General features: G+C 70.0%; 14 protein-coding genes. 2 read left to right on the plus strand and 12 right to left on the minus strand.

Features of this window, described 5'->3' with window-relative positions; all coding sequences use genetic code 11:
• Positions 1 to 79 precede the first annotated feature (79 nt).
• The gene (locus OG714_RS43305; protein ID WP_406129406.1) at positions 80 to 574 is read right to left on the minus strand and encodes a peptidylprolyl isomerase; all 495 of its coding nucleotides are present in this window, start codon (positions 572 to 574) and stop codon (positions 80 to 82) included.
• Positions 575 to 821: 247 nt separating this feature from the next.
• Between OG714_RS43305 and OG714_RS43310 the strand changes: the two genes are divergently transcribed.
• Positions 822 to 1,448 (plus strand): GntR family transcriptional regulator, encoded by a 627-nt coding sequence (locus tag OG714_RS43310; RefSeq protein ID WP_406129408.1) that lies wholly within the window; start codon positions 822 to 824, stop codon positions 1,446 to 1,448.
• A gap of 16 nt (positions 1,449 to 1,464) precedes the next feature.
• On the opposite strand, the gene OG714_RS43315 is transcribed toward OG714_RS43310, so the two are convergent.
• Genes OG714_RS43315 through OG714_RS43325 form a run of 3 tightly spaced genes read right to left on the minus strand, consistent with a single transcriptional unit; the run spans position 1,465 to position 4,067 of the window.
• The gene (locus OG714_RS43315; RefSeq protein ID WP_406129409.1) at positions 1,465 to 1,803 is read right to left on the minus strand and encodes a cupin domain-containing protein; all 339 of its coding nucleotides are present in this window, start codon (positions 1,801 to 1,803) and stop codon (positions 1,465 to 1,467) included.
• Positions 1,800 to 2,591, minus strand: a complete 792-nt coding sequence (locus OG714_RS43320) for a carbon-nitrogen hydrolase family protein (protein ID WP_406129411.1) — start codon at positions 2,589 to 2,591, stop codon at positions 1,800 to 1,802. The genes OG714_RS43315 and OG714_RS43320 overlap by 4 nt, the downstream gene beginning before the upstream one ends.
• 54 nt (positions 2,592 to 2,645) lie before the next feature.
• Positions 2,646 to 4,067 (minus strand): MFS transporter, encoded by a 1,422-nt coding sequence (locus OG714_RS43325; protein ID WP_406129413.1) that lies wholly within the window; start codon positions 4,065 to 4,067, stop codon positions 2,646 to 2,648.
• A gap of 146 nt (positions 4,068 to 4,213) precedes the next feature.
• Between OG714_RS43325 and OG714_RS43330 the strand changes: the two genes are divergently transcribed.
• A complete protein-coding gene (locus OG714_RS43330; protein WP_406129415.1) occupies positions 4,214 to 4,900 on the plus strand; it encodes a DUF2848 domain-containing protein in 687 nt (228 codons plus the stop codon).
• Positions 4,901 to 5,011: 111 nt separating this feature from the next.
• Here the strand turns inward: OG714_RS43330 and OG714_RS43335 are convergent, their stop codons facing one another.
• The 8 genes from OG714_RS43335 to OG714_RS43370 all read right to left on the minus strand — a co-directional run bounded on the left by OG714_RS43335 (position 5,012) and on the right by OG714_RS43370 (position 13,182).
• Positions 5,012 to 5,539: a hypothetical protein gene (locus tag OG714_RS43335; RefSeq protein WP_406129417.1), complete on the minus strand. Its 528-nt coding sequence runs from the start codon at positions 5,537 to 5,539 to the stop codon at positions 5,012 to 5,014.
• Positions 5,540 to 5,785: 246 nt separating this feature from the next.
• Entirely contained in the window at positions 5,786 to 6,931 is a 1,146-nt protein-coding gene (locus tag OG714_RS43340) for a Gfo/Idh/MocA family protein (RefSeq protein ID WP_406132147.1), read from the minus strand.
• Positions 6,932 to 7,008: 77 nt separating this feature from the next.
• Positions 7,009 to 8,151 carry a Gfo/Idh/MocA family protein gene (locus OG714_RS43345; protein ID WP_406129419.1) on the minus strand — a complete coding sequence of 381 codons (1,143 nt, stop codon included), beginning with the start codon at positions 8,149 to 8,151 and terminating at the stop codon, positions 7,009 to 7,011.
• Entirely contained in the window at positions 8,148 to 8,987 is an 840-nt protein-coding gene (locus tag OG714_RS43350; RefSeq protein ID WP_406129420.1) for a ThuA domain-containing protein, read from the minus strand. The genes OG714_RS43345 and OG714_RS43350 overlap by 4 nt, the downstream gene beginning before the upstream one ends.
• Positions 8,984 to 9,841 carry a carbohydrate ABC transporter permease gene (locus OG714_RS43355; RefSeq protein ID WP_406129422.1) on the minus strand — a complete coding sequence of 286 codons (858 nt, stop codon included), beginning with the start codon at positions 9,839 to 9,841 and terminating at the stop codon, positions 8,984 to 8,986. Before OG714_RS43355 ends, OG714_RS43350 begins: the two co-directional genes overlap by 4 nt.
• A 7-nt stretch (positions 9,842 to 9,848) precedes the next feature.
• Positions 9,849 to 10,829: a carbohydrate ABC transporter permease gene (locus tag OG714_RS43360; RefSeq protein ID WP_406129424.1), complete on the minus strand. Its 981-nt coding sequence runs from the start codon at positions 10,827 to 10,829 to the stop codon at positions 9,849 to 9,851.
• Positions 10,822 to 12,051 (minus strand): extracellular solute-binding protein, encoded by a 1,230-nt coding sequence (locus tag OG714_RS43365; protein ID WP_406129425.1) that lies wholly within the window; start codon positions 12,049 to 12,051, stop codon positions 10,822 to 10,824. Before OG714_RS43365 ends, OG714_RS43360 begins: the two co-directional genes overlap by 8 nt.
• Positions 12,052 to 12,156: 105 nt before the next feature.
• Complete coding sequence (locus OG714_RS43370; RefSeq protein ID WP_406129427.1) at positions 12,157 to 13,182, minus strand: LacI family DNA-binding transcriptional regulator; 1,026 nt, start codon at positions 13,180 to 13,182, stop codon at positions 12,157 to 12,159.
• Between the last annotated feature and the right edge of the window lie 187 nt (positions 13,183 to 13,369).

A 13,369-nucleotide genomic window follows, 5' to 3' on the forward strand; every position in this document is an offset into this window, starting at 1 on the left:
CCGGAAACGCCGCGGGCCCCGGGGACGAATCACCGTCTCCGGGGCCCGCGTATCAAATTGCGCTGTTCCTGCGGCCGGCTCAGCCCTCGACGACGCCCGACGCGGCGATCTCGATCTTGGCCTTGGTGGCGCCCGACTGCGAGCCCAGGGACTCGATCTTGTCGATGATCTCCGTGCCCTCGACGGCCTCGCCGAAGACGACGTGCTTGCCGTCGAGCCACGAGGTGACGATGGTGGTGACGAAGAACTGCGAGCCGTTGGTGTTGCGGCCGGCGTTCGCCATCGACAGCAGGTACGGGCGGTCGTGCTTCAGGGTGAAGTTCTCGTCCGCGAACTTCTCGCCGTAGATGCTCTTGCCACCGGTGCCGTTGTGGTTGGTGAAGTCACCGCCCTGCAGCATGAACTGCGGGATGACGCGGTGGAAGCCGGAACCCGCGTAGCCGAAACCGTTCTGCCCGGTGGCCAGCTCGCGGAAGTTGCGGGCGGTCTTCGGGACGACATCGTCGAAGAGGTTGAAGACGATGCGGCCGGCGGGGGCGCCGTCGATGGTGATGTCGAAGTAGACGTTGCTCATGGTCAATTCTGTCACTTTCGGTGTATTGCACCCTCTGCCTGGTGTGGCCGTGTGCCGAACACCAGGCCGTTACGTCAAAGGGCTCTGATCGGAGTCCAGTCCGTCGAACTCTATCCACAGAGCAGAGCTCCTGCGTCGGCGCGGGCTTGCGGCGGCGGGGCGCCGGACGCTGCCCTACGGCCCTGTCGGGCGGGAACGTGCGTGGTAGCGTCGGTATACAAACTGTATGCGATGTCTGGGGGTTGCCGTGGCGTCCGGTCGGGAGAAGGCCTACACGTATCTCAAGGACACGGTGCTGACGGACCCCGGGATGCAGGGGGCCTTCCTGTCGGAGCAGGAGCTCGCCGATCGTATCGGTGTCTCCCGCACCCCCATCCGCGAGGCGCTGCTGATGCTAGCCGCGGAGGACCTGGTCGAACTCGTCCCCAAGCGCGGTGCCCGGGTGGCGCCGCTGACGGGGCGCGAGGTCCGGGAGCTGATGGAGCTGCGCGGCCTGGTCGAGCGGTACGCGGCCGAGCGGCTGGTCGCGGCCGGGCGGGTGCCCCTGGAGGAGCTGCGCTCCCTGCTGGACCAGCAGCGCGCGCTCACCGGCGCCGAGGAGACCCGGGAGTTCATCGCCGTGGACCACCGCTTCCACGCGTCCCTGGTGTCGGCCGTAGGGAACACCCTTCTGGACCGGCACTACGACGGTCTGCGCAGCCGCCAGGTCCGCGCCGGAGTGGTCGCCGTCTTCAACCAGCAGGGCCGGCAGAAGGCGGTGCTCGACGAGCACGAGGCCATCGTGGACGCCCTCGCCGCCGGTGACGCACAGGCCGCGTGCGCGGCCATCGACCACCATCTGCAGTCGACCCTCAGGGTGCTCCTCGACGGCTGATGCCACTCCGCAGGAGTCAGGGATACGTGATCACGAGCATCGTCACGCCGTCCGCCGAGGTCCACGGCCCGTGCGGCATGCCCGGAGGACGGCAGGCGTACATGCCCGCCGCGAAGGTGCGGTCCAGCGTCAGATCGTGCATCGCTCCCTCGACGAGATAGACCTCCTCCCATACGTCGTGCAGGGCCACGCCCGCGGCCGAGGAGTCCGTGCCCGGCGCCCACCGGACGAGCGCGGTGCGCCGCCCGCTCTCGGGGTCCTCGGCCAGCACGCACTCCTCGACGCCGGGTCCCGCGCCGACTGGGGTGGTCCAGGGCCCGTCAGGTCGGTGGAACTCCAGCTCGGGCCCGCTCATCGCCACACCTCCGGCCGCCGGTTCGCCAGTACGGACGTCTTCTCGCGGACCGCGCCGACCTCGTCGACGTCCAGGTCCGTCACCAGCAACTCGGGATCCGCGCCGAGGGACGCCCGTACGGTCCCGTCGGGGCCGACCACCAGGCTGTGCCCGATGCCGGTCGGCACCGGGCCCGGACCGGTACCGGGATCGGCCTGGCCGACGGCGGCGACCCAGACCGTGGCGTCCAACGCGCGGGCCCGCACCAGCAGTTGCCACTGGTCGAGCTTGCCGGGACCGGCACCCCAGGAGGCCGCCAGCAGGGTGCCCACCGCCCCGGCGTCGGCATGCGCCCGGAACAGCTCCGGGAAGCGGACGTCGTAGCAGGTCGCCAGGCCCAGCCGGACACCGTCCACCTCGATCACGGCGGGACGGGAACCCGGAGCCACGGTCTCGGACTCGCGGAAGCCGAAGGCGTCGTAGAGATGGATCTTGTCGTACGACTCCTCGACGCCGGGTCCTGTGGCCAGCAGGGTGTTGGTCACCCGGCCCTCGTCGGCCGGGGTGAACATGCCGGTCACGATGACGGTGCCGGTCGTGCGGGCGATCTCGCGGACACCGTCGGCCCACGGGCCGTCGAGGGGCTCGGCGAGCGGGGTCAGCGGGGTGCCGAAGCAGGCCATCGTCGCCTCCGGGAAGACGACGACGCGGGCTCCGGCGTCCGCGGCGCGGCGCGTCCACTCCTCGACGAGGCGCAGGTTCTTCTCGGGGTCGGGGCCGGTGGTGAGCTGGCCGAGGGCGATCCGCATGGGCGGTGCCTCCTTGTCTGGGACGGGATCTGGGTCGGGTTGGTGTGGCCGTTGTCAGTGGGGGAGCGGGAGGTCCGCCGGGGCCGGGGTCTTCGGGGCCGCGAGCTGTTCGTCCTCGTCGACGGCGGCCTCGGGGTTGCGGCCCAGGAGGACGCCCACCAGGGAGATCGCGGAGGCGAGGGCGATGTAGACGGCCAGCGGCACCCAGCTGTCGTAGGCGCTCAGCAGGGTGGTGAACAGGAGCGGGGCGATGGCGCCGCCGATGAGGCCGGCCAGGGTGTACGCCAGCGAGGAGCCGGTGTAACGCAGCCGGGGTGAGAACTGTTCGGCGATGAAAGCGGCCTGCGGGCCGTAGAGGCAGCAGTGGATCACCAGGGCGACCAGGACTCCGGCGGCGAGCGGCAGCCAGGAGCCGCCGGCCGCCATCGGGAAGAACACGAACGGCCACACCGCGGCGGCGATCGCCGAAACGCCGTACAGCAGACGGCGGTTGACCCGGTCGGAGAGGGCGCCGGCCAGGGGCATCAGGAAGACCTGGACCGAGGAGCCGATGAGGACGGCCGCGAGGGCGGAGCCGCGTGACATGTCGAGTTCCTGGGTGGCGTACGTCAGCACGAAGACGGTGAACATGGCGTACAGCACGTCGGGGCCGACGCGGCACAGGATCGCGGCGGTCAGGGCGCGGGGCTGGGTGGTGAAGACCTCGCGGATGGGGGTCTGGGGGCGGGGCTGTTCCGCTTCCATCGCCTTGAAGACGGGGGTCTCCTCCAGTTTGGCCCGGATCCAGAGGCCGAAGCCGACCAGTACGCCGGAGAGCAGGAACGCGACCCGCCAGCCCCACGACTCGAACTGCGCCTCGGTCAGCAGGGCGCCGAGGGCGGCGAGGACGCCGTTGGCGAGCAGGTTGCCCGCGGGCGGGCCCACCTGCGCGGCGGAGGCGTAGAAGCCTCGTCGGCGGGAGTCGCCGAACTCGCTGGACAGCAGGACCGCGCCGCCCCACTCGCCGCCCACGCCGACGCCCTGGGCGAAGCGCAGCACGACCAGGGCGATCGGCGCGGCCACGCCGATCGTGCCGTAGGCGGGCAGCAGGCCGATCAGGAAGGTGGCCACGCCGATCAGGACGAGGGTCGCGATCAGCACCTTCTTGCGGCCGATCACATCGCCGAGCCGGCCGAAGACGAAGCCGCCGAGGGGGCGGGAGAGGTAGCCGACCGCGTAGGTGGAGAACGCGAGGAGTGTGCCGGTGAGCGGGTCCTCGGAGGGGAAGAACAGATCGCCGAAGACGAGGGCGGCCGCGGCGGAGTAGACCGCGAAGTCGTACCACTCCAGGGCCGTGCCGGTGAGGCTCGCGACGAAGGCGCGGCGGACGCCGGAGCGCTTCGCCGCGGTGTCGCTTCGCGCGGCATCGGTCTTGCTCCGTGCGGCGTCGGTGTCGCTCCGCGGGGCGACGGCGTCGCTCTTCGGGGTGTCGTGCATGGGGCCCATCCTTGCTCGGGGACATCGACCTTCCGGCATACTTCTTGTATACAGGTCGTATGCGCAAGCCCTGCGCCGGAAGTTAACCGCGGAGAAATCAGGTTCCGTGGCCCGTCCGCTGTTCCCCGATCCCTGGGAGTGCCCTCATGTCCGTGCTGACCTTCGAACTGCCCGACGGATCGACGCGCGAGGTCGATGTCGTGCAGGTCCTCAACGCCGGGTACGCCGGGCGGAGCCAGGACGATGTCGCGGCGCACGTCGCGGAACTCGCCGAGCTGGGTGTGCCGGGCCCGTCCGTGACGCCGGCGCTCTACCCCGTCTCCCCGTACCTCGCCCAGCAGACCGAGCGGGTCGCGGTCCAGCACGGCCGCACGTCCGGCGAGGCGGAGTGGGCGCTGGTCGTGGCGGAGGGCGGGGAGCTGCTGCTGACCGCCGCGTGCGATCACACCGACCGCGACCTGGAGGTGCACGGGGTGGCGTGGAGCAAGAACGCCGGCCCCGACGTCCTCGCCCGTCGCGCCTGGCGGCTGGCCGACGTGGAGTCCCGTATCGACGAGATCACGTTGCGCGCCTGGGTCAGCCACGCGGGCACGGAGACCGAGATCCAGACCGGCACGCTCGCCGAACTCCTCACCCCGGCCTACTGGGTTGACGTCCTGCGCTCCCGCGGCGAGCTGATCCCCGGGACCGTCCTGATCTCCGGGACCATTCCGATGGCTCCGGATGTCGACCAGTTCGCGGACGGCTGGCGCGTCGAACTGGGGGACGCGGCGGGCGGGGACGCGATCAGCCTTGCCTACGACGTGCGGCCGATGCCGGAGCCGATCGGCTGAGGTGGTTGAGGTGGCTGGCGCGGCTGAAGGGGGCCCGGGGTCGTTCCCAGGCCCTTGTTCGGCCAACTGCGGATAGCGCTAGGGGAGTTGCGGGAAGTACTGCGGGCAGCACTAGGGGAAATACAGTGCGGCCTTCTCCAGGACGTGCCCCGTGAACATCCCGCCGTACATGCTCCCGCCCCGGTACATGGTGACCCGGGTGACTCCCGATCCCGACGTCTCCACGGTGATGGGCCGCCCGATCAAGGACGTTCCGAGGACCCGGGCGTCCTGGGCGGCCCAAGTCCGCGCGGCCGGCTGGGCGTTGCCGGTGACCAGTGCGGGCAGTATCAGCGCGGCGTTGCGGGCGCCGGCGAGCCCGCCCCGCAGGTTCTTCGCGTAGTCCAGGGCCCACCCGGTGTACTCGGTCAGCAGGGCCTGGTCGACCTCGGGGACCGAGGCGGCGAAGACGAACAGCTCCGCCTTGGTACCGAACCATCTCGCCTTGCGGTCCGCCCGGCTGCCGATCGTCACCGGGCGGTCGCGAAAGGCGGTCGCGGTCACCAACGACCCGTCGGCGGCGAGCCGTTCACGGAGTCCCGCCAGGTAGGCGTCGGCCGCGCCGGTCGTCGACGCCGGGTCGTTCTGATGTTGAGTCATACGGGGATCTTCCGTCACATCAAGGCCGGGGGACAGGGGATTCCTCGATTTTGGATGCGGGGCTCGTGGTTGCCGGGCTGGGGTGCGGTGCGTATGCGGGGAGTGGTTCGGCGGGGCCAACGCGGCGCGGGGACAGGGGTGTTGAGGCCCGTGCGCGTGTCGTTTCGACAAGGGCACGGGCCGGGCTGGCCGGAACGGCGGTGCGGGAAGCGCCGCCCAAGTGGGCGGCTGTCGTGCTCCATGTGGTCAGCCGACGCTCGTCCAGCGGGAGAAGTCCGCGGCGCTGCGCTCGACGGCCCGCATGACGTACTGCACCTGAAGGCCGTCGGCGAACGACGGGCGCGGATCGCTCCCGTCCTTCGCCACCGCCGTCAGGAAGTCGTGGACCTGGTGGACGAACGCGTGCTCGTAGCCCAGGCCGTGACCGGGCGGCCACCAGGCACCCAGGTAGGGGTGGGCGGGCTCGGTGACCAGGATCCGGCGGAATCCCGCCTCCTTCTCCGGGTCGGCGGCGTCGTACAGCAGAAGCTCGTTCATCGACTCGAAGTCGAAGGCGACCGACCCGCGTGAGCCGTTCACCTCGATCCGCATCGCGTTCTTGCGTCCCGTGGCGAAGCGCGTCGCTTCGACCACGACGAGGGCGCCCCCTTCGAGCCGGCCGGTGAACGCGGTCGCGTCGTCGACGGTCACTGGTCCGCGCTGTTCCCCGGCGCGGGCCGCGAGCCCACTGGATTCCGTGGGCAGGGGGCGCTCCGTGACGAACGTGGCCTGGGTCGCCGACACTCCGGTGAGCCGCTCGTCGGTCAGGTGCTGGAGCAGGTCGATGACGTGCGAGCCGAGGTCCCCGAGCGCGCCGGACCCGGCCCGGTCCTTGCGCAGCCGCCACACCAGGGGGAACTCGGGGTCGACGAGCCAGTCCTGGAGGTACTGGGCCCTGACGTGCCGCACCTCACCGATCCGGCCCTCGGCGATCAGCCGCGCCGCGTGTGCCAAGGCGGGCACGCGCCGGTAGTTGAAGCCGACCATCGACCGGACGCCGGCCTCTGCGGCGACCTGCGCGGCGGCGGCCATGCGCTCGGCCTCCTCGACCGTGTTGGCGAGGGGCTTCTCGCACAGCACGTGTTTGCCGGCGGCCAGCGCGGCGATCGCGATGTGGGCGTGGGAGTCCCCGGGTGTGCAGATGTCCACGACGTCCACGTCGTCGCGGCGGACCAGCTCCCGCCAGTCGGCCGCCGAGTCGCCCCACCCCAGCCGCTCGGCGGCCCGTGCCGCGCCCTTCGGGTCACGGCCGCAGACGACGGTCATGTCGACGTCGAAGGGCAGGTCGAACACTCGGGGCGCGGTGCGCCAGGCCTGGGAGTGCACGGCTCCCATGAACGAGTGGCCGATCATCGCCACCCCGAGACGGGGGCGGCCGGAAACGGGGGCGGGCGAAGGGCGGGGCACGGGATCTCCGTATCGGTAGGGCGTCAGGAGGACGCGGCGGCGGGCGGTGCCTGGTGCGGGGCGAGGGCGCCGCGGACCGACGGCCAACTGGACAGGGCGGCACGTACGTTGGGGCGTTTCTCGTCGCGCAGGGCCGTCGTGTACGCCTGGTCGAGGACGTCGTCGACGAGCACGCGTTGCCCGGTCCTGGCCGACTCCACCGCTGCCTCGACCATCGCCAGGCTCATGGTGTTCTCGTGCACCTCGCCCATGGGCACGCTGCCGGTCCGCAGCGACTCGACGAAGACCCGCAGCGCTCCGGCGATGTCGGAGTACGGGGAGCGGGGCCGCTCGGCGGGCTGTACGTCGGCGGCGAGCACGGGCTCGTTGTCGCCGTCCCACAGCGCCGAGCCCTTCTCGCCGCTCGCCCGCCACACTCCGTTCCACGAGGTCTCGGCGCCCGGACTGCACCAACTGCCGTTGTAGGCATAGCGTGTTCCGCCCTCCATCTCGAAGACGGCGCTTGCCGCCGCGTCGCCGTCGTACCAGCTCCACGGCGGGTTGTACGCCTGGCAGTAGGCGGAGACCGGGTCCGCGCCGAGCAGGAAACGGGCCGAGTCGAAGGCGTGGATCGCCATGTCGATCAGCAGCGGGTACGCCATCTCCTCACGGAAACCGCCCATGTGAGGCGCCTTGAAGAACTCGGTCGTCAGCGTGCCGATCGCGCCAAGGTCCCCCAACATGCCGCGCAGGGCGAAGAGTTGAGGGTTCCAGCGCCGTGACTGGCTCACCATGAACAGCTCGCCGCTCACCTCGGCCGCGGCGGCGAGGGACAGGGCGTGGGCCAGGGTGTCGGCGATCGGCTTCTCGCCGAGGACGGGCAGCCCGGCGAACAACGCGGCGGTGGTGACGGGGTGGTGGGCCACCGGGACCGTCACGTTGATGATCGCCTGGGCGCCGGTGTCGGCCGCGAGCGCGACCGCGTCGGAGCCGACCGGAAGGTCCGGCAGGCCCAGACCGGCCGCGGACCGCCGGGCCGCGTCCAGGTCGAGGTCGACGATGCCGGCAAGTGCGGTCTCGGGCGCGGCGGTTACGGTGGTCAGCCACTGCTGTCCCATGGAGCCGGCCCCGACCACCAGCACGCGCAGGGGGTCGTCGGGCCCGCAGGGGATGGTCCGGTGGGTCATCGAAGCGGCCCCGAGTAGTCCACGCCGTTGAAGAAGTCGTCGGTGTCGTAGCGCAGCAGCACCGGGTGGCTGCGCTCGGGCCGGTCCGTGCGCGCCCACTGGACGCCGTTGGCGATCACCCGGCGGATGTCCTTGTTGTGGTAGACGGGGTAGTCCTGGTCGCCGGGGCTGAAGTAGAAGATCCGGCCGTGGCCGCGACGGAACGTGCAGCCGCTGCGGATCACCTCGCCGCCGGTGAACGAGCTGACGAACACCAGCTCGTCCGGGACGGGGATGTCGAAGAACTCCCCGTACATCTCGTCCTCCTCGACGACGAGCGGATGCGGAACTCCCTTGGCGATGGGATGCGTTGGGTTCACCGTCCACACCAGCTCGCGGTCGTGCTCGTTGCGCCAGCGCAGGGTGCAGCTGGTGCCCATGAGCTTGACGAAGATCTTCGACCAGTGGCCGGAGTGCAGGACCACGAGGCCCATGCCCGACAGCACGTGCCGGTGCACCCGTTCCACGACCTCGTCGGACACCTCGGCGTGGGCCGCGTGTCCCCACCAGGTGAGGACGTCGGTCGAGGCCAACACCTCTTCCGTCAGGCCGTGTTCGGGATCGTCCAGAGTCGCGGTGCGTACGGTGCAGGTGTCGCCGAGGTTCTCCTTGATGCCCTCGGCGATCGTGCTGTGCATGCCCTGCGGGTAGATCTTGGCCACGTGCTCCTCGATCTTCTCGTGGCGGTTCTCCCCCCACACGGTCACGCGGATCGGGGCCGGGGCCGGGGGTGGTGCGGAAGACGTGGTCACAGGGGTGTTCTGCCTTTCTCCGAAGTCGCCCTGGGGGCGGGTCATTTGACGGCTCCGCCGGTGGCGATGTGGCGCTGTGCCACCAGCAGCAGCACGAGAGCCGGTACCGAGGCGAGGGTCGCGGTGGCCATCACCGCGTTCCAGTCGCTGACGTGGGCGCCGAGGTACTGGTAGAGGCCGAGGGTGACGGGGCGGACGTCCTCGGTCGTCGTCAGGGTCAGCGCGAAGAGGAAGTCGCTCCAGGTGAACAGGAACGTGAACAGCCCAGCCGTAATAAGGGCGTTCCTGCTCATGGGCAGGACGATCGAGGCGAACGCCCGCACCCTGCCCGCCCCGTCCACCCGGGCCGCCTCGATCACCGAGGCGGGGATGTTGCCCATGAAGGCCCGCAGGATCAGGATCGCGAAGGGGATACCGGCGGTGGAGTCGGCCAGGATCAGGCCGGGGATCGAGTTGAGCAGTCCGAGGTCGTTGTACGCGCTGTAGAGGGCGTTGGCCACGACGATCCCGGGGACCATCTGGCTGATCAGGATCCCGAACAGCACCGGACCGACCCAGCGCGCGTTGACGTGCGCGAGCGCGTACGCGGCCGGGCTCGCGATGATCAGGCTGAACACCACGCTCCCCACCGCGACGACCAGGCTGGTCAGGAGATTTGGCCCCTGCTGGCTCAACGCGGTGGCGTAGCCGTCGAAGTTCAGGTGGGTCGGGAACCAGGGCGTGCTCACGGCGGTGTTGGCCTGCTGGAGGGAGACGTTGACCATCCAGTAGACCGGGAACAGCATCACGGCCAGGATCAGCGCGCCGATGGCGGTGTATCCCCACGGCCGCCGGGAGCGCCGCCGGTGGAGGGGTGTGTGCGTGGCCGGTTGGACGGCTGAGTGCGTGACGGTTGCCATGACGGCCTCACTGCTCGACGGCGCGGCGGTTCGCGCGCAGGTAGAGGACGGCGAAGACCAGCGAGACGACGATGAGGATGTTGCCGAGCGCGGCACCCTGCCCGAAGTCGAACTGCTGGAAGGAGAGTTGGTAGGACTGGCTGGCGATGGTCTGCGTCGCGTTGGCCGGGCCGCCGTTGGTGAGCCCGAGGATGACGTCCAGCACCTTGACCGTGTAGACGACGCCGAGCACGAGCACCACGCTGACCACGGGCCGCAGCAGGGGCCACGTCACGTGCCGGAACGCCCGCCAGCCCGTGGCGCCGTCCAGGGCCGCCGCCTCGTACAACTCCTCGGGGATGTCCTGGAGTCCGCCGTAGAGGATCGCGACGTTGAACGGGATGCCGATCCAGATGTTGACCACGATCACCGCGAACAGCGCCAGCGAGGTGCTGGTCAGCCAGCCGGGACGGTCCTGTACGAGGTGCAGGGCGCCGAGGAACCGGTTGAGGACGCCGTTGTCCTGGTCGAGGATCCAGCGCCATACCGCGCTGGAGACGATCAGCGGGACCAGCCAAGGCAACAGCAGCAGAGAGCGCATGACGCCGCTCAGCGGGAACCGGCGGCGGAAGAACAGGGCGATCGACAGACCGGTGAGGAACTGTCCCGCGATCGAACCCACCGTGAACAGAACCGTGTTGAGGAGTGCCTTGTCGAAGACGGAGGACGATATGACGGCCCGGTAGTTGGCGATACCGACCCAGGGCGCCTGGCCGGTGTAGAAGGTGGTCGTCGTGTAGTGCTGGAACCCCATCACGACGTTCTTCACGACCGGGTAGCCGAAGAAGGCCACCATGTAGGCCAGGGCGGGCAGCAGGAACAGCACGTGCGACTGGCGCAGCCGGTCGCGTTTCCCGAGCCTTCCGAGCCTCCGGCCCGCCGGGGCACTCTCCGCGGCCGGCGCCGCACGCCCCTTGGCCCGCACCGCGCGGCGCAGTACGTCAGCCATCCTGGGCCTGCTTCAGTGCCTTCGCCGGAGTCGCCCCCTGGGTGAGCGCGGTCTGTATCGCCGTGTAGATCTTGGTGGCGGCCTTCGGCCAGTCCTTGCCCAACTCACCTGTGCGGGCACGGGCGTTGCGCACCTGGTCGGTGAACGCCTTCATCCGGGGCTGCTCGGCGGCGAACCTGTCCATCAGCGCGGTCTTCGTCGGCACGGTCTGGCGCTGCTGGGCCAGCGACAGCTGGTTCTCGTCGGAGTTGAGGCACGCGACCACCTTCGCCGCCTTGGCCTGGCGCTGCGCATTGCCGGTCTGCGGGACGGTCCAGGTCTCACCGCCCAGCGGGACGACGGGAGTTCCGCCGGCCTCGGGCACGGGGATCTGTACGACGCCGTAGTGCAGGCTCGTCTTCTTGTCGAGGATAGGGAACTGCCAGGGGCCGTTGACCATCATGGCCGCGTTGCCCGCCGCGAACTGGTCGTTGGCGTCGGCCTGGGCCCAGCTGACCACCGACTTCGATGCCGATCCGTCCTTGACCATGTCCACCCAGAGCTGAAGTGCCTGTGCGGTCCGGGGAGTTGCCATGTCCTTCTCGTCGCCGCCGTTGGACCACATGAACGGCAGGAACTGCCAGGTGCCCTCGTAGGTGGCCGGTGCGGCGAAGGCGATGCCGTACCGCTTGCCCGAAGTGAGCTTCTTGGCGGCCGACTTGAGCTCGGCCCAGGTGGTGGGCGGCTTGGCCCCGGCCTTGTCGAGCATGTCCTTGTTGTAGAAGAGGCCGAGTGTGTTGGTCACCGGTTGCAGGCCGTAGAGCTTGCCCTGGTAGGTCGAGGCGTCCACCACGCCCTTGGCGTATCCGTCCGCCTTCAGGCCGAAGTCGCCGAGCGGGGAGAGGGCGCCGCTGGCGGCGATCTGTTGCAGGTCGGGGTTGTCGAGCATCAGCACGTCGGGCAGGGTCCGCGACGAAGCCTGTTGCAGCACCTTGGGTATCAGGGACGGCCCGGCCACGGCCTCCCGTTTGATCTTCACGCCGTTCTGCTGCCCGCACGCGTCCAGGACCTTCGCGTAGATCCCTTTGTCGGGCTGATCGGCGTAGTAGTCCATCACCCGCAGGGTGTCGGCGCCGCCGGACGATCCGCTGTTCGAGCCACAGGCGCTCAGGGAGAGCGGCGCCAGAAGCGCGAGGGTCACCGTCAGTGTCGTTCTGCTGAGGATCGCTCGTCGTTGAGCCATGTTCGTTCTCTCCTCGGTCGGCGCTGTCTCGGGTGGACCGCGCAGGGTGTCGATGCGTATCGACAGCGGTGAGGCGTCATCCCCCTTGACACGAAACGGTGGGGATCAGCGGGCAGACAGGCTGGTCTGACGAAGTGTCAGGCGTGGGGTCACCAGTTCGACGGTCGAAGTGGTGGGCACGCTCTCGCGGTTGAGCAGCCGGAACAGGATCCTCATCGCGCGGCGCGAGACGTCCCTGGGTTCCAGCGAGAGGTTGGTGACGGGGGGTGTGGAGGTCTCGGCCGTGCGGTCCGTGCACAGTCCGATGACGGACAGGTCGCGGCCCGGGACCAGACCTCGGTCCAGCAGGCTCTGCAACGTCGGCTGAATCAACTGGGGATCGGGGATGACAAGGCCCAACCTGCCGTCGCCGGGCCCTTGTTCGGCAAGCGCCTCGTCCAGGGCGGCCTCGGCCCCGGCGCGGCTGGTGTCCGGCGGGCTCACCTCGGCGTAGGCGATGCCGTGCGCGGCGGCCGCGTCCTCGGCTCCCCGCAGGAAGCGGCGGACGAAGTTGACGTCGCGCGCCAGCACGTCACGGGGATAGCCGAGCAGGACGACGCGGTCGTGCGCGGAGGCGGCCAGTTCGTCCACCGCCATACGTCCGGCCAGCGTGTAGTCCAGGTCGACGCAGTACAGGCCCGCGGGGTCGTCCGGCACGCCGATCAGGATGACGGGCACGCTCAGCCCGGCGGCCACGGGGATGCGCGGGTCCTTGGACCCGACCTCCATCAGCACGATCGCGTCGCACAGGGACTGGTCGCTGAGCCGGGTGAGGCCCTCGGCGCCCTCGTCCTCGGTGGCCAGGATGACGTTGTGGTCCTCTTCCCGGGCGCACTTGGTGATCGTCTCGATGAAGGGCAGCACCCCCGTCATGTCGGCCCCGGGCGCGAACGGCACGACCAGGCCGATGACTTGACTGCGCTGACTCGCCAACGCCCGGGCGCCCGCGTTGGGTTGGAACCCCAACGTCTCGATCGCCTCCTCGACCCGACGGCGGGTCTCGGGGGATATCGAGCGGCGCCCGCTCATGACATAGGAGACGGTGCTCTGGGAGACGCCCGCCAACCGGGCCACGTCCCGGCTTGTCACCATGCGAGCACCTCCCTCGGTTCCCTCGGTGTCGATACGCGGTGTCGATACGTATCGACTGACTGGGACGAGACTGTAGGGAGGGGCCGCGAACGACGGCAAGGGGCGTGCAGGGAAAAAGTTCCGCCGGACCGGGACCAACGAGGGCCGCCTTGAGCAACTCCCGTTGCGATACAGGGGGGTGGGGGAG

Origin of the sequence: Streptomyces sp. NBC_00989, assembly GCF_045162655.1 — a bacterium.
Classification (GTDB): domain Bacteria; phylum Actinomycetota; class Actinomycetes; order Streptomycetales; family Streptomycetaceae; genus Streptomyces.